Origin of the sequence: Pseudomonas tritici (assembly GCF_014268275.3) — a bacterium.
Taxonomy (GTDB): Bacteria; Pseudomonadota; Gammaproteobacteria; order Pseudomonadales; family Pseudomonadaceae; genus Aquipseudomonas; species Aquipseudomonas tritici.
The window spans coordinates 1,944,582-1,968,126 of record NZ_CP077084.1; the positions used below are offsets into that span (position 1 = coordinate 1,944,582).

At 60.2% G+C, this 23,545-nt stretch carries 16 protein-coding genes and 1 pseudogene; 12 read left to right on the forward strand and 5 right to left on the reverse strand.

Translation table 11 applies throughout. The annotated features are described in order from the left end of the window. The first annotated feature begins 39 nt into the window (after positions 1-39). A complete protein-coding gene (locus tag HU722_RS08695) occupies positions 40-975 on the forward strand; it encodes an aspartyl/asparaginyl beta-hydroxylase domain-containing protein (RefSeq protein ID WP_065874823.1) in 936 nt (311 codons plus the stop codon). Positions 976-1,100: 125 nt separating this feature from the next. Here the strand turns inward: HU722_RS08695 and acnA are convergent, their stop codons facing one another. Continuing rightward, entirely contained in the window at positions 1,101-3,842 is a 2,742-nt protein-coding gene (acnA, locus tag HU722_RS08700; protein WP_186754390.1) for an aconitate hydratase AcnA, read from the reverse strand. A gap of 191 nt (positions 3,843-4,033) precedes the next feature. Here acnA and rlmM point away from each other — a divergent pair, with 191 nt between their 5' ends. Together rlmM and tusA are read left to right on the forward strand one after the other, a co-directional pair. Beyond that, entirely contained in the window at positions 4,034-5,110 is a 1,077-nt protein-coding gene (gene rlmM / locus HU722_RS08705; RefSeq protein WP_065874825.1) for a 23S rRNA (cytidine(2498)-2'-O)-methyltransferase RlmM, read from the forward strand. A 132-nt stretch (positions 5,111-5,242) separates the two neighbouring features. Further along, positions 5,243-5,494, forward strand: a complete 252-nt coding sequence (gene tusA / locus HU722_RS08710; protein ID WP_065874826.1) for a sulfurtransferase TusA — start codon at positions 5,243-5,245, stop codon at positions 5,492-5,494. Here tusA and HU722_RS08715 read toward each other — a convergent pair. After that, a complete protein-coding gene (locus tag HU722_RS08715) occupies positions 5,491-6,885 on the reverse strand; it encodes an MATE family efflux transporter (protein ID WP_065874827.1) in 1,395 nt (464 codons plus the stop codon). The two genes, tusA and HU722_RS08715, sit on opposite strands and share 4 nt — an antisense overlap. 140 nt (positions 6,886-7,025) lie before the next feature. Here HU722_RS08715 and pdxB point away from each other — a divergent pair, with 140 nt between their 5' ends. Continuing rightward, positions 7,026-8,168, forward strand: a complete 1,143-nt coding sequence (pdxB, locus tag HU722_RS08720; protein WP_065946149.1) for a 4-phosphoerythronate dehydrogenase PdxB — start codon at positions 7,026-7,028, stop codon at positions 8,166-8,168. A gap of 58 nt (positions 8,169-8,226) precedes the next feature. Here pdxB and HU722_RS08725 read toward each other — a convergent pair whose 3' ends face one another. Next, a complete protein-coding gene (locus HU722_RS08725) occupies positions 8,227-8,394 on the reverse strand; it encodes a PA1571 family protein (protein WP_175403047.1) in 168 nt (55 codons plus the stop codon). A gap of 236 nt (positions 8,395-8,630) precedes the next feature. On the opposite strand from HU722_RS08725, the gene HU722_RS08730 reads away from it, so the two are divergent. Both HU722_RS08730 and HU722_RS08735 read left to right on the forward strand, forming a co-directional pair. After that, on the forward strand, positions 8,631-10,406 hold the full coding sequence (locus HU722_RS08730; RefSeq protein WP_186754391.1) for an ABC transporter transmembrane domain-containing protein: 1,776 nt from the start codon (positions 8,631-8,633) through the stop codon (positions 10,404-10,406). 63 nt (positions 10,407-10,469) lie between these two features. Beyond that, a pseudogene (locus tag HU722_RS08735) lies at positions 10,470-11,234 on the forward strand (Fic family protein); the annotation flags it as partial. A 118-nt stretch (positions 11,235-11,352) separates the two neighbouring features. Here the strand turns inward: HU722_RS08735 and HU722_RS08740 are convergent. Then, positions 11,353-13,281, reverse strand: a complete 1,929-nt coding sequence (locus tag HU722_RS08740) for a transglycosylase SLT domain-containing protein (RefSeq protein WP_065910449.1) — start codon at positions 13,279-13,281, stop codon at positions 11,353-11,355. 213 nt (positions 13,282-13,494) lie between these two features. On the opposite strand from HU722_RS08740, the gene HU722_RS08745 reads away from it, so the two are divergent. Further along, positions 13,495-15,414: an ATP-binding cassette domain-containing protein gene (locus HU722_RS08745; RefSeq protein WP_065874831.1), complete on the forward strand. Its 1,920-nt coding sequence runs from the start codon at positions 13,495-13,497 to the stop codon at positions 15,412-15,414. Positions 15,415-15,599: 185 nt separating this feature from the next. On the opposite strand, the gene HU722_RS08750 is transcribed toward HU722_RS08745, so the two are convergent. Continuing rightward, positions 15,600-16,040 (reverse strand): universal stress protein, encoded by a 441-nt coding sequence (locus HU722_RS08750; RefSeq protein ID WP_065874832.1) that lies wholly within the window; start codon positions 16,038-16,040, stop codon positions 15,600-15,602. 105 nt (positions 16,041-16,145) lie between these two features. Between HU722_RS08750 and HU722_RS08755 the strand changes: the two genes are divergently transcribed. From HU722_RS08755 to topA, 5 genes are all read left to right on the forward strand, one after another. After that, positions 16,146-16,583, forward strand: a complete 438-nt coding sequence (locus HU722_RS08755) for a hypothetical protein (RefSeq protein ID WP_049709432.1) — start codon at positions 16,146-16,148, stop codon at positions 16,581-16,583. A gap of 482 nt (positions 16,584-17,065) precedes the next feature. Further along, positions 17,066-19,213, forward strand: coding sequence for a fatty acid oxidation complex subunit alpha FadB (gene fadB / locus HU722_RS08760; RefSeq protein ID WP_065889479.1), 2,148 nt, complete (start codon positions 17,066-17,068; stop codon positions 19,211-19,213). A 29-nt stretch (positions 19,214-19,242) separates the two neighbouring features. Further along, a complete protein-coding gene (fadA, locus tag HU722_RS08765; protein WP_065874835.1) occupies positions 19,243-20,418 on the forward strand; it encodes an acetyl-CoA C-acyltransferase FadA in 1,176 nt (391 codons plus the stop codon). Positions 20,419-20,515: 97 nt separating this feature from the next. After that, positions 20,516-20,752, forward strand: coding sequence for a DUF1653 domain-containing protein (locus HU722_RS08770; protein WP_010563748.1), 237 nt, complete (start codon positions 20,516-20,518; stop codon positions 20,750-20,752). A 114-nt stretch (positions 20,753-20,866) separates the two neighbouring features. Further along, on the forward strand, positions 20,867-23,488 hold the full coding sequence (gene topA, locus HU722_RS08775) for a type I DNA topoisomerase (RefSeq protein WP_065874836.1): 2,622 nt from the start codon (positions 20,867-20,869) through the stop codon (positions 23,486-23,488). Positions 23,489-23,545: the final 57 nt, after the last annotated feature.

Consider the following 23,545-nt stretch of genomic DNA (forward strand, 5'->3'; position numbering starts at 1 on the left):
TCTGCTGTTGGCCAGGCGCTTATTTCCAGGAGTTGCTGCATGACCTTTTCTTTGGCCGCCAAACTGTCGGTGTTGCTGTTGTTTATTGGCAGCACGCTGTATGTGCACCTGCGCGGTAAGGCCCGTTTGCCGATGTTGCGCCAATTTGTCAACCATTCGGCGCTGTTCGCCCCATATAACGCCTTGATGTACCTGTTCTCGGCGGTGCCGTCCAAACCTTACCTGGACCGCAGCAAGTTCCCGGAACTGGACGTGCTCAAGGACAACTGGGAAGTGATCCGCGAAGAGGCCATGCACCTGTTCGACGAGGGTTACATCCGCGCTGCCGAAAAGAACAACGACGCCGGCTTCGGTTCGTTCTTCAAGAAGGGCTGGAAGCGTTTCTACCTCAAGTGGTACGACAAACCCCTGCCGTCGGCCGAGGCACTGTGCCCGAAAACCGTGGCACTGGTGAGCAGCATTCCTAACGTGAAGGGCGCGATGTTTGCGCTGTTGCCGGGCGGCAGCCACCTCAACCCGCATCGCGACCCGTTTGCCGGCTCGCTGCGTTACCACCTGGGGTTGTCCACGCCGAATTCCGACGCCTGCCGGATCTTTGTTGATGGCGAGGAATACGCTTGGCGCGACGGTGACGACGTAATGTTCGACGAAACCTACGTGCACTGGGTCAAGAACGAAACCGAGCAGACCCGTGTGATTCTGTTTTGCGACATTGAGCGGCCGCTGAGCAACCGCGTGATGACCCGCGTCAATCGCTGGGTCAGCAAGCAGTTGGGCCGCGCGACGGCGCCGCAGAACCTGGATGACGAGCGGGTTGGCGGGATCAACCAGGCGTATGCCTGGAGCAAGACCTTCAGCGACACGTTCAGTGGTGTGGTCAAGCAGTGGAAGCGCAAGCATCCCAAGGCCTACCGGATTGCCCGGCCGGTGCTGGCGGTAGTCGTGCTGGTGCTGTTGTGGCGCTGGTTGTTCTGATCGGAGTGCGGTCAAAAATGTGGGAGCGGGCTTGCTCGCGAATGCACAGTGTCAGTCGATACATACTTGACTGATACACCGCATTCGCGAGCAACCCCGCTCCCACATTTGATTTGCAGTGTTGCTTAGGACGCGATCAGTTGGCGCAGTACATAGTGCAGGATGCCCCCCGCCTTGAAGTACTCCACTTCATTCAACGTATCGATCCGGCACAGCACCTCTAGCTTCTCTGTACTGCCGTCCTCCCGCGTAATCACCAGCGTCAGGTTCATGCGCGGCACGATCTCTGCGTCCGTCAGCCCAAGAATGTCGACCTTCTCCTTGCCCGTCAGCTTGAGCGACTTGCGGTTCTGGTCCAGCTTGAACTGTAGCGGCAACACGCCCATGCCCACCAGGTTGGAGCGGTGAATCCGTTCGAAACTCTCGGCAATCACCGCCTTCACACCCAGCAGGTTGGTGCCTTTGGCCGCCCAGTCACGGCTTGAGCCTGTGCCGTACTCGTGGCCGGCAATCACCACCAGCGGCGTGCCCGAAGCCTGGTATTTCATCGCGGCGTCGTAGATCGGCATTTTCTCGCCGGTAGGGATATACAGCGTATTACCGCCTTCCTCGCCGCCGAGCATTTCATTGCGGATGCGGATGTTGGCAAAGGTGCCGCGCATCATCACTTCATGGTTGCCTCGGCGTGAGCCATAGGAGTTGAAGTCGCGTGGCTCCACGCCTTGTTCGCGCAGGTAACGGCCTGCAGGGCTGTCGGTTTTGATGTTGCCGGCGGGGGAGATGTGGTCGGTGGTGACCGAATCGCCCAGCAGGGCCAGCACGTTGGCGCCTTGGACGTCCTTGATGACCGGCAAGGGACCTGCGATGTCATCGAAGAATGGCGGGTGCTGGATGTAGGTGGAGTCCTTCTGCCACACGTACGTCGCGGCTTGCGGCACTTCAATCGCTTGCCACTGTTCGTCACCGGCAAACACCTCGGCGTATTCCTTGTGGAACATGCCGGTGCTGACTTGGGCCACCGCGTCGGCGATTTCCTTGCTGCTCGGCCAGATGTCCTTGAGGTACACCGGGTTGCCGTCCTGATCGTTACCCAGCGGCTCGCTGCTGATATCGATGCGTACGGTGCCGGCCAGGGCATAAGCCACGACCAGGGGCGGTGACGCCAGCCAGTTGGTCTTGACCAGCGGATGCACGCGGCCTTCGAAGTTGCGGTTGCCGGAGAGCACCGACGCTACGGCGAGGTCAGCCTTCTGGATGGCTTTCTCGATCGGCTCTGGCAACGGCCCGGAGTTGCCGATGCAGGTGGTGCAGCCGTAACCCACCAAGTCGAAGCCGAGTTTATCCAGGTATTGGGTGAGGCCTGCTGCCTTGTAGTAATCAGTGACCACCTTGGAGCCCGGGGCCAGCGAGGTTTTTACCCATGGCTTGCGGGTGAGGCCCTTTTCCACGGCCTTTTTCGCCACCAGCCCGGCCGCCATCATTACGCTGGGGTTGGAGGTGTTGGTGCAGGAGGTGATCGCGGCGATCACCACGGCACCGTTTTTCAGGCGGTAAGTGCGGCCGTCGTATTCGTAGTCGGTTTCGCCCACCAGGTCAGCATTGCCCACGGCAACCCCGCCGCCACCTTCGCTTTCCAGGCGGCCCTCTTCCTTGTTGGTGGGTTTGAATTGCAGGTCGAGGAAGTCGCTGAATGCTTGGCCGACATTTGGCAGCGACACGCGGTCCTGTGGGCGTTTTGGCCCGGCCAGGCTGGCTTCGACGCTGCCCATGTCCAGCGCCAGGCTGTCGGTGAATACCGGCTCCTGGCCAGCGTTGCGCCACAGGCCCTGCGCCTTGGTGTAGGCCTCGACCAGTTTTACGGTTTCCGTAGGTCGGCCGGACAAACGCAGGTAGTCCAGCGTTACCTCATCCACCGGGAAAAAGCCGCAGGTGGCGCCGTATTCCGGGGCCATGTTGGCAATGGTCGCGCGGTCGGCCAGGGGCAGGTCGGCCAAGCCATCGCCGTAGAACTCGACGAATTTACCCACCACGCCTTTTTTGCGCAGCATCTGGGTCACGGTCAGTACCAAGTCGGTGGCGGTGATGCCTTCCTTCAATTTGCCGGTGAGCTTGAAGCCGATCACTTCGGGGATCAGCATCGACACCGGCTGGCCAAGCATCGCCGCTTCCGCTTCGATCCCGCCCACGCCCCAGCCGAGTACACCAAGGCCGTTGATCATGGTGGTGTGGGAGTCAGTGCCGACCAAGGTGTCGGGGAAGGCGTAGGTGCGGCCGTCTTCGTCTTTGGTCCACACGGTGCGGCCGAGGTATTCGAGGTTGACCTGGTGGCAGATGCCAGTGCCCGGTGGCACCACGCTGAAGTTATCGAAGGCGCTCTGGCCCCAACGCAGGAAGGCGTAGCGTTCGCCGTTGCGCTGCATCTCGATGTCGACGTTTTGCTCGAAGGCGTCGGCGTTACCGAACTTGTCGACCATCACCGAGTGGTCGATCACCAAGTCCACCGGCGACAGCGGGTTGATACGCTGCGGGTCGCCACCGGCCTTGGCCACGGCGGCGCGCATAGCGGCCAGGTCGACCACGGCGGGCACACCGGTAAAGTCTTGCATCAATACCCGCGCCGGGCGGTACTGGATCTCGCGGTCGGACTGGCGCTCTTTGAGCCAGGCGGCGATGGCCTTGAGGTCGGCGCCGGTGACGGTCTTGTCGTCTTCCCAGCGCAGCAGGTTTTCCAGCAGCACCTTGAGGGACATGGGCAATTTATCCAGGTCACCCAGGCTCTTGGCGGCTTCGGGCAAGCTGAAGTAGTGATAGGTTTTGTCGTCGATCTGTAGGATTTTAAGGGTTCTCAGGCTATCAAGGGATGACATTACATGACTCCTTATGGTCCGCACGGCTACGGACCTGACGGGACGAACAGAGCTTTCAACTTAGCCCTGTTTTCATTAGCAGGCTAATAACTGGACTCTATCGTTAAGTCCAAGGTTCCGAACTCGGCTATCATGCGCGCGTTTTCATGACAGGACTTGCGCTACAGCAAGCCCAGTTGCCAGGAGATTCAATGAACACCCTTTTTATGCACTGCCGTCCGGGTTTTGAAGGCGAAGTCTGTTCCGAGATCGCGGAGCACGCTGCGCGCCTGAACGTTTCCGGCTACGCCAAGGCCAAGACCGGCAGCGCTTGCGCCGAATTTGTCTGCACCGAAGAAGACGGCGCCCAGCGCCTGATGCACGGCCAGCGCTTTGCCGAGCTGATCTTCCCAAGGCAGTGGGCGCGCGGGGTATTCATCGACCTGCCGGAAACTGACCGCATCAGCGTGATCCTCGCTCACTTGCAGGGTTTCCCGGTGTGCGGCAGCCTGTGGCTGGAAATGGTCGACACCAACGACGGCAAGGAGCTCTCGAACTTTTGCAAAAAATTCGAAGTGCACCTGCGCAAAGCTTTATTGAACGCCGGCAAGCTGGTGGATGACCCGAGCAAGCCGCGCTTGCTGTTGACCTTCAAAAGCGGCCGTGAAGTGTTCATGGGCCTGGCCGAGCCGAACAACTCGGCCATGTGGCCGATGGGCATCCCGCGCCTCAAGTTCCCGCGTGACGCGCCCAGCCGCTCGACCCTCAAGCTGGAAGAGGCCTGGCACCACTTTATCCCCCGCGACCAATGGGACGAGCGCCTGCACGGCGACATGACCGGCGTCGACCTCGGCGCAGCGCCGGGCGGCTGGACCTGGCAACTGGTCAACCGCGGCATGCTGGTGACTGCCATCGACAACGGCCCCATGGCTGAAAGCCTGATGGACACAGGCCTGGTGCAGCATTTGATGGCAGACGGCTTCACCTTCGTGCCCAAGCAGCCGGTGGACTGGATGGTCTGCGATATCGTCGAGAAGCCTGCGCGTAACGCCGCGCTGCTGGAAACCTGGATCGGCGAGGGGCATTGCCGCGAGGCGGTGGTGAACTTGAAGCTGCCGATGAAGCAGCGTTACGCCGAAGTGAAGCGCTTGTTGGAGCGCATCGAAGACGGTTTCAAGGCGCGCGGCATTCGCGTGGAGATCGGCTGCAAGCAGCTGTACCACGACCGTGAGGAAGTGACCTGCCATTTGCGTCGGTTGGAAACTGCCAAGAAACCCAAAACCCGCTGACGGCGCAGTTCAAAATGTGGGAGCGGGCTTGCCCGCGATAGCGGTATAACAGTCGAAATTTATAGTGAATGTGCCCCTTATCGCGGGCAAGCCCGCTCCCACAGGAGAGCGGGTCTGTTTCAGGAGTGATGTATGAATCAGCCCCTCGATTTGCCCGTAGACGCTGTGCTGGACGCCACCGGCCTCAACTGCCCGGAACCGGTCATGATGCTGCACCAGCACATCCGCGACCTGCCGCCTGGCGGCTTGCTCAAGGTGATCGCGACCGACCCGTCCACGCGCCGCGATATCCCCAAGTTCTGCGTGTTTCTTGACCACGAACTGGTGGATCAGCAGGAGCAGGCCGGTACGTACCTGTACTGGATCCGCAAGAAGTCCGCTTAACCCCGCGCCTTGTCTGCGCGAATGCGCCGGCGTGCACTGCGCGCCAGGCGCACCAGCAACATCCCCGCCGCGCAGCTCAGGCCCACGATCAGCCCTTGCCATAAGCCGCTTGGGCCGCTCGGCTCGCCCAGCCAGTCGGTCAGGCCCAGGGCGTAACCCACCGGTAGCCCCACGCCCCAATACGCGAACAAGGTCAGCACCATGGTCACGCGGGTGTCCTGATAGCCACGCAGTGCGCCTGCCGCCGTGACCTGGATCGAGTCGGAGAACTGGAACAGCGCGGAGAACACGATCAACATCGACGCTAAGTGAATCACCACCGGGTCCGGGGTGTAGATCGCCGCAATCTGCTCGCGAAACACCAGCATCAGGCTGCAAGACACGCAGGCATACGCCAACGCAGTGCCCATGCCGACACCGGCGGCGAAGCGCGCTTCACGCGGTTCGCCACGGCCCAGGGCTTGGCCGACGCGCACGGTGACGGCCATGCTCAAGGAGTAGGGGATCATGAACACCAGCGAGCTGACGTTCAGGGCGATCTGATGGCCGGATACCACCGTGGCCCCCAGGCTGCCGAGCAGCAATGCAATGACCGCGAAAATGCTCGATTCGGCAAAAATCGCGATGCCAATCGGTAGGCCAATCCCCAGTACACGCTTGATCACCGCCCATTGCGGCCAGTCGAAGCGCTTGAACAATTCGCTGCTCTGGTAGGCCGGCCCCCAGCGGGTCCAGCCGGCCAGGCCGAGCATCATCACCCACATCGCAATGGCTGTGGCCCAGCCACACCCTACGCCACCCATGGCCGGCAGGCCGAGGTGACCGTAGATGAAGATGTAGTTCAGCGGAATGTTCAGCGCCAGGCCACACAGGCCCATCACCATGCTCGGTCGTGTGCGGCCCAGGCCATCGCTGAAACAGCGCAGCACGTAATACAGCGCAATGGCCGGCATACCGGCGGCAATGCCATGCAGGTAGCCCATGGACGGCGCGATCAGGTCGGGCTCGACCTTCATCGCACGCAGGATCGGTTCGGCGCAGAGCAACAGCAGCGCTCCCGTGATACCGACCACCACCGCCAGCCACAAGGACTGTCGCACCAGCGGTCCGATCTCGCTGAACTGGCCCGCACCGTAGCGCTGGGCGACTTTCGGCGTGGTGGCCAGCAGGGTGCCGGTCATCAGCAGGTACACCGGGATCCAGATCGAATTGCCCAGGCCTACGGCCGCCAAGTCCTGGGGGCTGACGCGTCCGGCCATCACCGCATCGACAAAGCTCATCGCCGTGGTGGCCAGTTGGCCGATGATGATCGGCAAGGCGAGCGTCAACAGGCCGCGCACTTCCCGGCTGATGCGGGCGGGGCGGGTGAGGGTGGCGGTGGCAGTGTTCACGTACAGGTGTCCAGTAGAAGGCAGCGCAAGGACGGCGGATTCTACGCCTTGACGCATCAGTCAGGAAAAAACCTGTGTTAGCGATTTGTAAGCGCGGGCTGCGATCCCTGTACACTGCCGGTCCGCCAAAGGAGCCTGCCATGCTGATTGTTGCCGACGAAAATATTCCGCTGCTCGATGCATTCTTCCAAGGGATTGGCGAGATTCGCCGCGTGCCCGGCCGATCCATCGACCGCGCTACAGTCGAGCAGGCCGATGTGTTGCTGGTGCGCTCGGTGACCAACGTCAACCGGGCCCTGTTGGAGGGCAGCGCGGTGCGCTTTGTCGGTACCTGCACCATCGGCACCGATCACCTGGACCTCGACTACTTCAAGCAGGCCGGCATCCAATGGGCCAGCGCCCCCGGCTGCAATGCCCGTGGCGTTGTGGATTATGTGTTGGGCAGCCTGATGACCCTGGCTGAAATCGAAGGCGCCGACCTCAATCAGCGCACTTACGGCGTGGTCGGTGCCGGTGAAGTCGGTGGGCGGTTGGTGAAGGTGCTCAAGGGCCTGGGCTGGAACGTACTGGTCTGCGACCCGCCACGGCAGATCGCCGAAGACGGGGATTACGTCAGCCTGGCGCAGATCATTGAGCAATGCGATGTGATCAGCCTGCACACGCCGCTGACCAAATCCGGCAATGGCTCTACCTGGCACCTGCTCGACCGCCAGCGTCTTGAGCAACTCAAGCCTGGCACCTGGCTGATCAACGCCAGCCGTGGCGCAGTGGTGGACAACGCCGCCCTGCGCGAGGTACTGCTGGAGCGCGAAGACCTGCAAGCGGTGCTGGATGTATGGGAGGGCGAGCCGCAAGTGGACGTCGACCTGGCGGACCTGTGCGTGCTGGCCACGCCGCATATTGCTGGTTATAGCCTGGAAGGCCGGCAGCGCGGCACGGCGCAGATTTACCAGGCGTTCTGCGCGCACCTGGGCCAGGCGCCGAGCATCCAATTAAGTGATCTGCTGCCCGCGCCGTGGCTGGCCGAGGTGCATTTGAACGCGTCGACCGAACCGGCTTGGGCGCTGGCAACCCTGTGCCGCAGCGTGTACGACCCGCGCCGCGATGATGCGGATTTCCGCCGCAGCCTTGTTGGAACCGTGGACGAACAGCGTAAGGCCTTCGACCTGCTGCGCAAGCATTACCCCGCACGCCGAGAGATCGACGGTTTGAAAGTGCGAATCAACGGAGAGTCGACGGCGCTGGCCAATATCGTTTCCGCATTGGGCGCGCAGACGATTTAAACGCCACTAAAAAACCCGGCCACCAGGGCCGGGTTTGCAAGAGCGTGGCGCGTTAGCCTTACTGGGCAGGCTTGACCAATTTTTCTTCCAGTTCGCTGCACGCTTGCTGGATCATCTCTTCGGTGATCTGCACTTCACGGCCCTGAGCGTCGATGTACGAGCAAGGCAGCTGCTGCGGTTGGCGGATCACTTCAATCTTGGCATCGCTGCTGTTTTGCAAGGTCATGGCCTGTCTCCTCATCAGGTTGTGTACCTACTGTAAAACCCTCCCGTGACCGGGCTGTTACAACTCCCTACCCGTTCAGCGGTTCTGACACCCAGTCGACCAGAAACCGATACAAATTTCCAGCCAGGCGTTAGACCGATAGCCTCTAGGGGCCAGCATCGGGGGGCATAAATAACCTGACTCATTGTTATTTACGCAAGTTCCCCCAATGTTGATGTACAGGTTCCTCATTGGTGATGCCCTCCATGTTCTCAGTCCGTCAACGCCGCGCGATTCGCCTGGCCAGCCGTTTCATTGCGCCCTACCGCTGGCAGGCGCTCGGCGCCCTGTTGGCGCTTATCGTCACGGCCGGTATTACCTTGTCCATGGGGCAGGGCATTCGCCTGCTGGTGGACCAGGGCTTCATGACCCAGTCACCGCACCTGCTCAACCAGTCCATCGGTCTGTTCATGATCCTGGTACTGGGATTGGCGGTGGGCACGTTTGCGCGGTTTTACCTGGTGTCGTGGATTGGCGAGCGGGTGGTGGCGGATATCCGTCGGCAGGTGTTCAACCACCTGATCTACCTGCATCCGGGCTTCTATGAGAACAACCGCAGTTCGGAGATCCAGTCGCGGCTGACCACCGACACCATCTTGCTGCAATCGGTGATCGGCTCGTCGCTGTCACTGTTCCTGCGCAACGCCTTGATGGTCATCGGTGGCATCGTGCTGTTGTTTGTCACCAACCCCAAGCTCACCAGTATCGTGGTGGTGGCGCTGCCGCTGGTGCTGGCGCCGATCCTGATCTTTGGCCGGCGCGTGCGCAGCCTGTCGCGACAAAGCCAGGACCGCATCGCTGATGTGGGCAGCTATGTGTCCGAGACCCTCGGTCAGATCAAGACCGTGCAGGCGTACAACCACCAGGTACAGGACGAACAGCGCTTCGCCGTGACCGTGGAAGACGCATTTACCACCGCGCGTAAACGCATCACCCAGCGCGCCTGGCTGATTACCCTGGTGATCATGCTGGTGCTCGGCGCCGTGGGCGTGATGTTGTGGGTCGGCGGCATGGACGTCATCAGCGGGCGCATTTCCGGTGGCGAGCTGGCGGCCTTTGTGTTCTACAGCCTGATCGTCGGCAGCGCCGTCGGCACCCTCAGCGAAGTACTCGGCGAGCTGCAACGTGCCGCCGGTGCGGCCGAACGCATCGGCGAACTGTTGCAGTCCACCAATGAAATCCAGGCGCCGGCCGCTGGCATTGTGCAATTGCCCGAGCGGGTCAGTGGCCGCCTGGAGTTGCAGGACCTGCGCTTCTCCTACCCTTCACGGCCGGACAGCTACGCCATCGACGGCTTGAACCTGACCATCAACCCAGGCGAAACCCTGGCGCTGGTCGGCCCGTCCGGCGCGGGTAAATCGACGATTTTCGACCTGTTGCTACGTTTCTACGATCCCCAGCAAGGCCGCATCCTGCTCGAAGGCCACGCGCTGACCGATCTCGATCCCATGGACCTGCGCCGTCACTTCGCCCTGGTGTCCCAGAGCCCGGCGCTGTTCTACGGCAGCGTCGAAGAAAACATCCGCTATGGCAACCCGACAGCCACTTCGGAACACGTCGAAGCCGCCGCGCGCATCGCCCATGCCCACGACTTCATTCTGCAAATGCCCGACGGCTACCAGACCCATCTCGGCGACGGCGGCATGGGCCTCTCCGGCGGCCAACGCCAACGCCTGGCCATTGCCCGCGCGTTGCTGGTGGACGCGCCGATCCTGTTGCTGGACGAAGCCACCAGCGCGCTTGATGCCCAGAGTGAGCACCTGATCCAGCAAGCGCTGCCGCAATTGATGCAGGGGCGTACCACGCTGGTGATCGCGCATCGACTGGCGACCGTGAAGAATGCGGATCGGATTGCGGTGATGGACCAAGGCAAGCTGGTGGCAGTGGGCACGCATCAGCAGTTGATTGCGAGCAATCCGCTGTATGCGCGGTTGGCGGCGTTGCAGTTCAGTGATGGGGTGGAGGTTGATTGAAGCTGCGAAGTATCAGGGCCTTGAGGCATCATGTGGTCTTTCGCTATGGAACTGGATGAGGACATGAGCCGTTATCAACCTCCGCTGACCCTGACCACAAAGATGCTGGCCCTGGTGGCCGATATCAGTGAGCAGATTGGTCAACTCTCAGTCGGCGACGATAGCCGTCAGACGCCTCAGTTAAGGCGTGGTAATCGGATTCGCACCATTCAGGCTTCGCTGGCGATCGAGAACAACACGCTCAGCGTCGAACAAGTAACCGCAGTTCTGGAAGGTAAGCGAGTGCTGGGCTTACCGCGAGAAATCCAGGAAGTACGTAATGCATTTGCTGCTTACGAGGCCATGCCGCAGTGGATTCCCGGTGATCGTGTGGACCTGCTTAAGGCACACGAGCTGCTCATGTTTGGATTGATTGACGATGCTGGTCGGTTTCGACAGGCGGGTGTTGGTATCTATCGCGGCGAGCAACTGGTTCACATGGCTCCGCCCGCAAGCCGTGTAACGCATCTAATGGACGATTTGTTGCAATGGTTGACGGTTTCGGATTGGCACCCGTTGATCGCCAGTTGCGTATTCCATTACGAGTTCGAATTTATCCATCCTTTTGCAGACGGAAATGGGCGAATGGGTCGTCTCTGGCAAACCCTGATCCTCAGCCAGTGGCGCCCTGTATTGGCTTACCTACCGGTGGAAGCGGTGATTCGTGAACAGCAGGATGCCTACTATGCCGCGTTGTCGGCAGCCGACCAGCGGGCGGAGGCAACCCCTTTCGTTGAGTTCATGCTGCAGGCGTTGAGCCTGGCTTTGGCTGAAGCGGTGCAAAGCGAGCGCCCGGCGGCCCCATAAAAAATGCCCGCATCTCTCAATGCGGGCATTTTCATTGTGGCGGGCAAAAAGCGCGCAGCCTCGTTTTACTCGACAGCGCCTACCTGACCGGCATTACCGGTCATTGATCATCAAAATACCGCTCATGCCAATCCACCAGCGGCTGTGGTGAGTTGAGCTTCTGCCCGTAGATCACCGAATAAGACAGCACGTTCTGTACATACTGGCGGGTTTCGTCGAACGGGATGCTTTCTACCCACACGTCGAAGCTCAAGTGATCGGCACCGCGCAGCCATTGGCGCACACGGCCAGGGCCGGCGTTGTAGGCGGCGGAGGCGAGGACGCGGTTGCCGTTGAACTGGCTGTGCACCTGGCTCAGGTAAGCCGCGCCGAGCTGGATGTTTTTGTCCGGGTCCAGCACCTGGGCCGGTGAGGCCAGCGGGATGCTGAACTTGCGCGCCGTTTCCTTGGCGGTGCCGGGCATCAGTTGCATCAGGCCGCTGGCGCCGACGCCGGAGCGGGCGTCATCCATGAAGGCGCTTTCCTGGCGAGTGATCGCGAATATCCAGCTCGAATGCAGGCCGCGTACCTTGGCTTCACGCACCAGGGTGTCGCGGTGGGCCATCGGGAAGCGGATGTCCAGGTCGTCCCAGTACTGCGCCTGGCTGATGGTACGGATGGCCGGGAAGTACCACTTCATGTCGTAGGCCAGCTTGGCCTGGGCGACCATTTCGTCACGGTTGAAGTGACGGCTGACGTGGTACCACTCGCGGCGGCCATCGACGATCTGGCCGCGCGCATAGAACTCCAGGGCACGGCGCACGCCAGGCGTGTTGCGCACCTTGTTCACCAGCGCCTGGCTCATCACCAGCGGCTTGTTGTTCAGCTGGTAGGGCGCCTTGGAGCGGTCAGCGGCGAGAAAACCGTAGAAATCCCGCTCGCGCGACAGGTTCTTGTACAAGACCAGCGCTTGCGGGTTTTTCGGCTCGGCCAGCTCCAGGCTACGGGCCTGCCAGTAGCGCCAGCGGTTGGTGGTCGCCAAGTCTTGTGGGAGTTTGCGAGTCAACTGGTAGGCATCTTCCCAGCGGGCCAGGCGCAACAGCAGGCGCAGGCGCCATTCTGAGACGGTGTTGTCGCGCAACTCAGGGTCGTACTTGGTCATGACTTCAAGCGCACGTGGGTCGAAGCGCTTGGCCAGGGTCAGGCCGATCTCTCGGGCAATCGACACTTTTTCGTCACGGGAGAAGTGCATGCTGCTGGCGTAGCCGTCGAGCAGGGCCATGGCCTTGTCCGGATCCTGGCGTGCCAGGCGTCGCAGGCCCAGCCCCACGGCATCAGACATGGCCTCGGTGGCCGGCAGGAAGCGTGATGGGTCGCTGAGCATGTCGGGCTTTTGCGCCACATCCACCATCAAGCGGCCTTGGGCGCCGAGGGTGGGCAGGGTTTTCACCAGGCTGTTGGCCAGTGCGTAGTTGCGCGCTTCGGCGGCGAGCTTGGCGCGGTCCCAGATTTTCTGTTCGGTGAGTTGGCCGTCAGCCGCCCATTGGCCGAAGGTGACATCGCAGGCCGCGGGTTGGGACTTGCCGGTCATCCAGAGTTTTTCGGCAGTCTTGTAGCCTTCGGCTTTCAGATTGTGGGTGAGCTGGTACTGGCCGTGCAGGCAGTCCAGTTCGACAAAATTGAGCTTGGCGTCGTAGTACTTTTCAAACGTCTGCCAGTCGCCACGTTCGGCCAACCAACGCAACCAGCGCAGCTTCATCCAGTTGGCCTGGGGCAGGTCGCCGTTTTTGGCAAGGAACTGTTCGATTTCCTGGTTGCTCGCGGTTTTCAGGCGGGCGGTCAGTTCGTCGTAGGCCAGGTACGGCGTCAACGGATAGTCGGCCAGGGCCTGGCTGTATTGCATGTAGGGGCCGGTATCACCCTTGGCCAGGGCGCGTTTGGCTTCATCGTAATATTGACGTTGGGTGGTGAGGTCCACGGCCTGGGCGGATTGAACGGCGGTGGCGGAAAGAAGCAGACAAGATAAAAAGTTGAAAAGGCGACTGCGCATGAGACGTCCGTGCAGAGAAATCACGACTAGCACCGGCATCGCCGACACTGATTGCCCCTAGCTTAGCCTTTTGCCCGCGACCGGTGAAAGCTTTGCCGGCCGGTTGGTTCAAGTTCGTTGGAAATGTCCTACAGAACGTGTCGGCAGCGAAAATGCCAGCCGCATCCCACCCTCAACTCAGGTAGAATGCGCGCCCAGTTTTTGGAGAAGCGTATGACCCTGCTCAAATTCAGCGATGTGTCCCTTGCTTTCGGCGCTATGCCGTTGTTGGACAAGGTGTCCTGGCAGATCGCCCGTGGTGAGCGGGTGTGCATCATCGGCCGCAACGGCACCGGCAAATCCAGCATGATGAAGCTGGTAAAAGGCGACCAGAAGCCCGATGACGGCTCTGTTTGGCGCGCTCCGGGCCTCAAGATTGGCGAATTGCCGCAAGAATTGCCGGTGGCCGACGGACGGACAGTGTTCGACGTGGTTGCCGAAGGCCTGGATGGCGTGGGCGAGTTGCTCGCGCAATACCATCACCTGGCGCAGAACTGTGTCACCGAAGAAGACCTGGACAAGCTGATGCACGTCCAGCAAGACCTCGAAGCCCGTGACGGCTGGCGCTTGCAGCAACTGGTCGACAGCACCTTGAGCCGCCTGCAACTGCCGGCCGACAAGACCCTCGCCGAATTGTCCGGCGGCTGGCGTCGTCGCGTGTTGCTGGCCCAGGCCCTGGTGTCCGAGCCGGACCTGCTGCTGCTCGACGAACCGACCAACCACCTGGACATCGGCGCCATCGCCTGGCTGGAAGAAGCCATCAAGGATTTCCAGGGCGCCGTGCTGTTTATCACGCACGACCGTGCCTTCCTGCAGAGTCTGGCCACGCGCATCCTCGAACTGGACCGTGGCGGCCTGATCGACTGGAACGGCGACTACGCCAGCTTCCTGGTGCACAAAGAGGCCTCTCTGGCGGCTGAAGAAACCGCCAACGCGCTGTTCGACAAAAAACTGGCCCAGGAAGAAGTCTGGATTCGCCAGGGCATCAAGGCGCGCCGCACCCGTAACGAGGGCCGCGTACGCGCCCTCAAAGCCCTGCGCGTTGAGCGCAGCGAGCGTCGTGAGCGCACCGGCAAGGCCAACATCCAGCTGGACACCGCCGACAAGTCGGGCAAGCAGGTAATGGTCCTCGATAACGTGAGCTTCGCGCACCCGGGCGGCCCGTTCCTGATCAAGGACTTCTCGATGGTCCTGGCGCGCGGCGACCGTATCGGTCTGCTGGGTGCCAACGGTACCGGCAAGACCACCTTGCTCAAGTTGATGCTCAATGGTCTGCAGCCGACCAGCGGCAGCGTGGAAGAGGGCACACGCATCGACGTGGCCTACTTCGACCAGTTGCGCCACCAGTTGGACCTGGAAAAAACCGTGATCGACAACGTCGCCGAAGGTCGCGACTTTATCGACATCGACGGCCAGAGCCGCCACGTACTCAGTTACCTGGGCGACTTCCTGTTCAGCCCGCAACGTGCGCGTACGCCGGTGAAAGCCTTGTCCGGTGGTGAGCGTGCGCGCCTGCTGCTTGCCAAGCTGTTCAGCAAGCCGGCCAACCTGCTGGTACTCGACGAACCGACCAACGACCTCGATGTGGAAACCCTCGAACTGTTGGAAGAAGTGCTGCTGACCTTCAACGGCACCGTGCTGATGGTGAGCCACGACCGGGCATTCCTCGACAACGTGGTCACCAGCACCCTGGTCTTCGAAGGTGAAGGCAAGGTGCGTGAATACGTCGGTGGTTACCAGGATTGGCTGCGCCAGGGCGGTTCGCCGCGTCTGTTGGGCGTGACCGAGAGCAAGTCCGGCAAGGCCGACTTGACCTCTGCCGTCGTTGCTCCGGTGGCCGCTGCTGCACCCGCTCAGGAAGCCGCACCGGCTGCCAAGAAAAAGCTCAGCTACAAACTGCAGCGTGAGTTGGAAGCCTTGCCAGCGGATATCGAAGCCAAGGAAAAGCAGATTGCCGCAGTAGAAGCGGAAATGGCTGACGCCGGTTTCTACCTGCGCCCGGCGGCGGAAACTGCCAAGGTCATCGCTTCCCTGGAAACCTTGAACCAAGAGCTGGAGGTGTTGGTCGAGCGTTGGGCTGAGCTGGATGCCTGAGTGATTCCAATGCATTAAAAAACCCGGTGTTCATTTTCATGAGCGCCGGGTTTTTTATATGACAATGCGATCAGAAAATGTGGGAGCGGGCTTGCTCGCGAAAGCGGTAGATCAGTCGACAGATGCGTTAACTGAAAGACTGCTTTCGCGAGCAAGCCCGCTCCCACATTTGATCTGCGTTGTACTTAAGAGGATTTCACCAGTTTCACCGCCAGTACATCGCACGGCGCGCCGTGCAGCACATCATTGGCAGTAGAACCCAGCAGCAACGCCAAACCGTGACGACCATGGCTACCCACCACGATCAAGTCGCAAGCCTTTTCCTTGGCCAAGTGGTGGATTTCCTGGCGCGGTTGGCCGTATGTCAGGTGGCAGTCTTCCTTTTTCAGATGCGGGTATTTGAGAATCAAACGGTCCAGGCGCTCCTTGGCCTGGTCAAATTGTTGTTGCTGCAACTGGGAAAGGTCCATCGGCACGTCACCGCCAAAGGCCATGGCCATGGGCTCGACGATATGCACCAGCGACAGTATGGCGCCATTGGCCAATGCCGATTCCTGCGCGCGCTTGATCACCGGATCGCACTCTTCGGTCAGATCGACAGCGACCAGAATATGTGTGTAGGGCATGAGGCGTTCCTCCAAGGGACTGCAATAAATTCAGTATGGCTGCTTTCAAGCGGATGCGGTTGCGTCAGATCAAATCCGCTCATCTAGAAATTCGGGAGTACACATATGACGGTCTGGATAGTGGTGTCAATCCTTGTGGTGGTTCTGAGCCCTCTGGCATGGCTGCGCCCGTCGCGCCATCAGAGTGGGCGCATGGCCCTGCGCATGGAGGCGCGCCGCATCGGCCTGGCCATGCAACTGTCGCCCCAGGAGTGGCCGCACTGGCTCAAGCATGAGCCACCGAGCCCGTGCGCGCAGTATTGCCGGCCACGGCGCGGCAGCACGCCGGCGCTCTGGAGCTATTGGCAGTTGGAGCCGGGGGTATGGGTAAATCAATGGCGTGAAGTGTGCGTCGATGAAAAGTTGTTGCCGTATTTTGCGACGCTGCCGGACAACGTCTACAAGATCGAGGCCGACAAGCAAATGATCGCCTTGTATTGGGGCGAGAAGGGCGAGGCGAGCGTCCTGAAGGATATCGATACGCTGCTTAGAGCCCTGGCCTGATAAACAGCAGGCCATAAAAAGCCCGACATATCATCGGGCTGGAGTTGGCCAGGCAGGCCGGTAATCTGTGTTTCCCGCGTCGGATGTTCATCCAGACGCGTTACGGTTGTCGCTAGCCTAGCGGCATATCCCGTTCTGTACAGCCTTTTCCCGAATGTTTTCTATTATTGATTCAGTGAATAGCTGAATATTGACGGGTCGCGGGCGTATGACTCGGGTTCTGAAATGACTGGAAAGTCGCGTTTTCCCTAGCCTTTCGAGCGATTGACAATTGCCCGGAATTGGATGAAGGTGGCGTACCCAAATCAAACGGGCGTATGAATTGAGCGTTTGTCTGTCAGACGACTCATACAGAATCCCGACTATCGCATTGGCGGGTGTGCCTGGCGGATTGGCGTGAACATTGACGAAATCATCAATGTCCCACCAGAGGCCAGCGTTCAATGTGTACTGTTCAGCTTCCATATCGTGGAGATCAGTTGATGATTTACGAAGGTAAAGCCATCACGGTTAAGGCTCTTGAAAGTGGCATCGTCGAATTGAAATTCGACCTCAAGGGTGAGTCCGTCAACAAGTTCAACCGTCTAACCCTGAACGAACTGCGTCAGGCCGTAGACGCCATCAAGGCTGATGCATCGATCAAAGGCGTGATCGTCTCCAGCGGCAAGGACGTGTTCATCGTCGGCGCTGACATCACCGAATTCGTCGACAACTTCAAGCTGCCCGATGCCGAGCTGGTGGCTGGCAACCTCGAAGCCAACAAGATTTTCAGCGATTTCGAAGACCTCAACGTACCGACCGTCGCCGCCATCAATGGCATCGCGTTGGGCGGTGGCCTGGAAATGTGCCTGGCTGCGGACTTCCGCGTCATGTCTGCTACCGCCAAAATCGGCCTGCCTGAAGTCAAACTGGGCATCTACCCAGGTTTCGGCGGCACCGTGCGCTTGCCGCGCCTGATCGGTGCCGACAACGCCATCGAGTGGATCGCCGCCGGCAAGGAAAACCGTGCTGAAGACGCGCTGAAAGTCGGTGCCGTCGATGCCGTGGTCGCCCCGGACAAACTGGCCGAAGCTGCACTGAACCTGATCAAGGGCGCCATCAGTGGCGAGTTTGACTACAAGGCCAAGCGTCAGCCGAAGCTGGAAAAACTCAAGCTCAACGCCATCGAACAAATGATGTCGTTCGAAACCGCCAAAGGTTTTGTGGCTGGCCAGGCCGGCCCGAACTACCCGGCGCCGGTTGAAGCGATCAAGACCATCCAGAAAGCCGCGAACTTCGGTCGCGACAAAGCCCTGGAAGTGGAAGCCGCTGGCTTCGTCAAACTGGCGAAAACCTCGGCGGCCCAGAGCCTGATCGGCTTGTTCCTGAACGATCAGGAACTGAAGAAAAAGGCCAAGGCCTACGACGAAATCGCCAAGGACGTGAAACAGGCTGCCGTACTCGGCGCCGGTATCATGGGCGGCGGTATCGCCTATCAATCGGCGTCCAAAGGCACGCCGATCCTGATGAAAGACATCAACGAGCACGGCATCGAGCAAGGCCTGGCGGAAGCCGCCAAGCTGCTGGTCGGCCGCGTGGACAAAGGTCGCATGACCGCAGCGAAGATGGCTGAAGTGCTTAACGGCATTCGTCCTACGCTGTCCTACGGCGATTTCGGCCATGTCGACCTGGTGGTCGAAGCCGTTGTCGAGAACCCGAAGGTCAAGCAAGCGGTACTGGCTGAAGTCGAAGCCCAGGTTAAGGACGACACTATCCTGGCGTCGAACACCTCGACTATTTCCATCAGCTTGTTGGCCAAGGCCCTCAAGCGTCCGGAAAACTTCGTCGGCATGCACTTCTTCAACCCGGTGCACATGATGCCGCTGGTCGAAGTGATCCGTGGCGAGAAGTCCAGCGAGCAGGCTGTTGCCACCACCGTTGCCTACGCCAAGAAAATGGGCAAGAACCCGATCGTGGTCAATGACTGCCCGGGCTTCCTGGTCAACCGCGTGCTGTTCCCGTACTTCGGTGGTTTCGCCAAGCTGGTCAGCGCCGGGGTGGACTTTGTGCGCATCGACAAAGTCATGGAAAAATTTGGCTGGCCGATGGGTCCGGCGTACCTGATGGACGTGGTCGGTATCGACACCGGCCACCACGGTCGCGACGTCATGGCTGAAGGCTTCCCGGACCGCATGAAAGACGACCGCCGTTCGGCGATCGACGCGCTCTACGAAGCCAAGCGCCTGGGCCAGAAGAACGGCAAGGGCTTCTACGCCTACGAGGCCGACAAGAAGGGCAAGCAGAAGAAAGTGGCCGACCCGTCGGTGCACGAAGTGCTGGCTCCGGTCATCTACGAACAGCGTGAGGTGTCCGACGAAGACATCATCAACTGGATGATGATCGCCCTGTGCCTGGAAACCGTGCGTTGCCTGGAAGATGGCATCGTCGAAACCGCCGCCGAAGCCGATATGGGCCTGGTGTACGGTATTGGTTTCCCTCCATTCCGTGGTGGTGCGCTGCGTTACATCGACTCGATCGGTGTGGCCGAGTTCGTTGCCCTGGCTGATCAATACGCTGATTTGGGCCCGCTGTACCACCCGACCGCGAAGCTGCGTGAAATGGCCAAAAATGGCCAGAGCTTCTTCGGTTAAGCGCCCAGACGACTAGAGCGAGAATATTTATGAGCTTGAATCCAAGAGACGTGGTGATTGTCGACTTCGGTCGCACGCCGATGGGCCGCTCCAAGGGCGGCATGCACCGCAACACCCGTGCCGAAGACATGTCGGCGCACCTGATCAGTAAATTGCTGGAACGTAACGTCAAGGTTGACCCGAGCGAAGTCGAAGACGTGATCTGGGGCTGCGTCAACCAGACCCTGGAGCAGGGCTGGAACATCGCGCGCATGGCGTCGCTGATGACCCAGATCCCGCACACCGCGGCCGGCCAGACCGTGAGCCGCCTGTGTGGCTCGTCGATGAGCGCGCTGCACACTGCCGCCCAGGCAATCATGACCGGCAACGGTGATGTGTTCGTGGTCGGTGGCGTGGAGCACATGGGCCACGTCAGCATGATGCACGGCGTCGACCCTAACCCGCACATGTCGCTGTACGCAGCAAAAGCCTCGGGCATGATGGGTTTGACTGCGGAAATGCTTGGCAAAATGCACGGCATTACCCGTGAAGCCCAGGACGCGTTCGGCCTGCGCTCCCACCAACTCGCCCACAAGGCGACCGTGGAAGGCAAGTTCAAGGATGAAATCATCCCGATGAACGGCTACGACGAGAACGGTTTCCTGAAATTGTTCGACTACGACGAAACCATTCGTCCGGACACCACCCTGGAAAGCCTGGCGGCCCTCAAGCCTGCCTTCAATCCAAAGGGCGGCACCGTGACAGCCGGTACGTCGTCGCAAATCACCGACGGCGCTTCGTGCATGATCGTGATGTCGGCGCAGCGTGCCCAGGACCTGGGTATCCAGCCGCTGGCGGTGATCCGTTCGATGGCAGTGGCGGGTGTGGACCCGGCGATCATGGGCTATGGTCCAGTACCGGCCACACAAAAAGCCTTGAAGCGCGCGGGCCTGACTATCTCCGATATCGACTTCTTCGAGCTCAATGAAGCTTTCGCCGCACAGGCCCTGCCAGTGCTGAAAGATTTGAAAGTGCTCGACAAGATGAACGAGAAGGTTAACCTGCACGGCGGTGCGATTGCCCTGGGCCACCCATTCGGTTGCTCCGGTGCGCGTATCTCCGGCACTTTGCTTAACGTGATGAAGCAAAATGGCGGCAACCTCGGGGTTGCAACCATGTGCATTGGTCTCGGCCAAGGCATTTCGACCGTCTTCGAACGCGTTTAAGCGTTGGGTTGACGGAAGCCGGGGCCCAGTGCCCCGGTTTTTGTTTTTTGGAATTTTTAATATTTTTTTTCAACACATTTTGTAAGAGGGCCAGAGCATGAAAGTCGAACCAGGGCTCTACCAACATTATAAAGGTCCGCAGTACCGTGTTTTTAACGTGGCACGGCATTCCGAGACTGAAGAAGAAGTGGTGTTTTACCAAGCACTGTATGGCGATTACGGCTTTTGGGTGCGCCCATTGAGCATGTTCCTGGAGAGCGTCGAAGTTGACGGCGAGCAGGTCCCGCGCTTTGCTTTGGTCCAGGCCGAACCGAGTCTTTTTTCCGGGCAATAACGGCAGGTCGCGCAGAATGCTGCGCTTGACCTCATCTTGTTGCCACTATATATAGCGTTGCCGCGACAGGCGCCAACTGCCTTTCTCTTCTCGAATTCAGGAATTTTCCGATCCATGGGCAAATCGCTGGTCATTGTGGAATCCCCGGCTAAGGCCAAGACCATCAACAAGTACTTGGGCAACGAGTACGTGGTGAAGTCGAGTATCGGCCATATCCGAGACCTGCCCACCAGCGGTTCGGCTAGCGCCAGCAAGGAGCCTGCCGCCAAGCGCGGCAAGGCGGCCGCGGGCGAAGGTCCGGTGCTCACGCCTAAAGAGAAAGCGCGCAAGCAGCTGGTCTCGCGCATGGGTGTGGACCCGGATCATGGCTGGAAGGCCAAGTACGAAATCCTTCCGGGCAAGGAAAAGGTCATTGAGGAGCTGCGCCGGCTCGCCAAGGATGCTGACACCATCTATCTCGCGACGGACTTGGACCGCGAAGGGGAAGCCATTGCCTGGCACCTGCGGGAAGCCATCGGCGGTGATGACAGCCGCTACAAGCGCGTGGTGTTCAACGAAATCACCAAGAAAGCCATCCAGGAAGCCTTCTCCAAGCCGGGCGAGCTGGATATCGACCGTGTCAACGCCCAGCAAGCGCGTCGTTTCCTCGACCGCGTCGTGGGTTACATGGTCTCGCCGCTGTTGTGGGCCAAGATCGCCCGTGGCTTGTCCGCTGGCCGTGTGCAATCGGTTGCGGTAAAGCTGGTGGTGGAGCGTGAGCGCGAGATCCGTGCGTTCAACCCCGAAGAGTACTGGGAAGTCCACGCCGACCTCGGCACCGCCAAGGGCGCCAATGTGCGCTTTGAAGTGGCCCGTGAGAAAGGCGAGGCCTTCAAGCCGCTGAACGAAGCCCAGGCCATGGCCGCGCTGGAAAAGCTCAAGGCTTCCAGCTACAGCATCGTCAAGCGTGAAGACAAACCGACCAGCAGCAAGCCGTCGGCACCGTTCATCACCTCCACCCTGCAGCAGGCCGCGAGCAACCGCCTGGGCTTTGGTGTGAAGAAAACCATGATGATGGCCCAGCGTCTGTACGAAGCCGGCTACATCACTTATATGCGTACGGACTCCACCAACCTGTCGCAAGACGCGGTGGCGATGGCGCGTACTTATATTGAAACGGAGTTCGGCAAGAAGTACCTGCCGGAGAAGCCGAACGTCTACAGCAGCAAGGAAGGCGCACAGGAGGCTCACGAAGCGATTCGTCCTTCCGACGCCAACACTGAGCCAAGCAAGCTGAGCGGCATGGAGCGTGACGCTGAGCGCCTCTACGAGCTGATCTGGCGCCAGTTCCTGGCGTGCCAGATGCTGCCGGCGCAATACCTGTCCACCACCGTGAGCGTGGGCGCTGGTGACTTCGAGCTGCGTGCCAAGGGGCGTATCCTCAAGTTCGACGGCTATACCCGTGTAATGCCGCAGATCGCCAAGCCTGGCGATGACGATGTGCTGCCGGATATGGCTCAGGGCGATACGCTGAAGCTGATCAAGCTCGACCCGTCCCAGCACTTCACCAAGCCGCCGGCGCGTTATTCGGAAGCCAGCCTGGTGAAGGAGATGGAGAAGCGCGGTATCGGTCGTCCTTCGACCTATGCAGCGATCATCTCGACCATCCAGGACCGTGGCTACGTTGCGCTGCATAACCGTCGTTTCTACTCGGAAAAGATGGGCGATATCGTCACTGAGCGCCTGTCCGAGAGCTTCTCGAACCTCATGGACTATGGCTTCACCGCCGGCATGGAAGAGAACCTCGATGACGTGGCCCAGGGCGAGCGCGACTGGAAAAATGTGCTGGACGAGTTTTACGGCGACTTCAAGAAGAAGCTTGAAGTAGCAGAAAGCCCTGAGAGCGGCATGCGCGCCAACCAGCCGGTGATGACCGACATCCCGTGCCTGACCTGCGGCCGCCCGATGCAAATTCGTACGGCGTCCACCGGCGTGTTCCTCGGTTGCTCGGGCTACAGCCTGCCGCCGAAAGAACGCTGCAAGGCCACCGTTAACCTGGTACCAGGTGATGAAATCGCGGCCGACGATGAGGGTGAATCCGAGTCGTTGGTACTGCGTGGCAAGCACCGTTGCCCGATCTGCAGCACGGCGATGGACGCCTACCTGCTGGACGAAAAGCACAAGCTGCACATCTGCGGTAACAACCCGGATTGCAACGGCTACGAGATCGAAGAGGGCACTTACCGCATCAAGGGCTACGAGGGTCCGAGCCTGGAATGCGACAAGTGCGGCAGCGAGATGCAGCTCAAGACCGGCCGTTTCGGCAAGTTCTTCGGTTGCACCAACCCGACCTGTAAGAACACCCGCAAACTGCTGAAAAGCGGTGACGCGGCGCCGCCGAAGATGGACCCGGTGAAGATGCCTGAGCTCAAGTGCGAGAAGGTCAACGACACCTACATCCTGCGTGACGGCGCTTCGGGGCTGTTCCTGGCTGCCAGCCAGTTCCCGAAAAACCGCGAGACCCGTGCGCCGCTGGTGCTGGAAATTGTGCCGCACAAGGATGAGATCGACCCTAAGTACCACTTCCTGTGTGAAGCGCCGAAGAAGGACCCGGATGGTCGCCCAGCCGTGATCCGCTACAGCCGCAAGACCAAGGAGCAGTATGTGCAGTCGGAAGTGGACGGCAAGCCTACCGGCTGGAAAGCGTTCTACGACGGCGGCAAGTGGAAGGTCGAAGACAAGCGCCAGGGCGCTTGATCGACTGATCCGCTAAATACCAAGGCCGCCTGCACAGGCGGCCTTTTTTTTGCGCTT

Coding starts and splice junctions, on each gene's coding strand:
- HU722_RS08745 (WP_065874831.1), top strand. CDS start 13,495: ATGACCCTGCTCAAATTCAGCGATGTGTCCCTTGCTTTCGGCGCTATG.
- tusA (WP_065874826.1), top strand. CDS start 5,243: ATGAATCAGCCCCTCGATTTGCCCGTAGACGCTGTGCTGGACGCCACC.
- HU722_RS08750 (WP_065874832.1), bottom strand. CDS start 16,040: ATGCCCTACACACATATTCTGGTCGCTGTCGATCTGACCGAAGAGTGC.
- fadA (WP_065874835.1), top strand. CDS start 19,243: ATGAGCTTGAATCCAAGAGACGTGGTGATTGTCGACTTCGGTCGCACG.
- HU722_RS08725 (WP_175403047.1), bottom strand. CDS start 8,394: ATGACCTTGCAAAACAGCAGCGATGCCAAGATTGAAGTGATCCGCCAA.
- topA (WP_065874836.1), top strand. CDS start 20,867: ATGGGCAAATCGCTGGTCATTGTGGAATCCCCGGCTAAGGCCAAGACC.
- acnA (WP_186754390.1), bottom strand. CDS start 3,842: ATGTCATCCCTTGATAGCCTGAGAACCCTTAAAATCCTACAGATCGAC.
- HU722_RS08755 (WP_049709432.1), top strand. CDS start 16,146: ATGACGGTCTGGATAGTGGTGTCAATCCTTGTGGTGGTTCTGAGCCCT.
- HU722_RS08770 (WP_010563748.1), top strand. CDS start 20,516: ATGAAAGTCGAACCAGGGCTCTACCAACATTATAAAGGTCCGCAGTAC.
- HU722_RS08740 (WP_065910449.1), bottom strand. CDS start 13,281: ATGCGCAGTCGCCTTTTCAACTTTTTATCTTGTCTGCTTCTTTCCGCC.
- rlmM (WP_065874825.1), top strand. CDS start 4,034: ATGAACACCCTTTTTATGCACTGCCGTCCGGGTTTTGAAGGCGAAGTC.
- fadB (WP_065889479.1), top strand. CDS start 17,066: ATGATTTACGAAGGTAAAGCCATCACGGTTAAGGCTCTTGAAAGTGGC.
- pdxB (WP_065946149.1), top strand. CDS start 7,026: ATGCTGATTGTTGCCGACGAAAATATTCCGCTGCTCGATGCATTCTTC.
- HU722_RS08695 (WP_065874823.1), top strand. CDS start 40: ATGACCTTTTCTTTGGCCGCCAAACTGTCGGTGTTGCTGTTGTTTATT.
- HU722_RS08730 (WP_186754391.1), top strand. CDS start 8,631: ATGCCCTCCATGTTCTCAGTCCGTCAACGCCGCGCGATTCGCCTGGCC.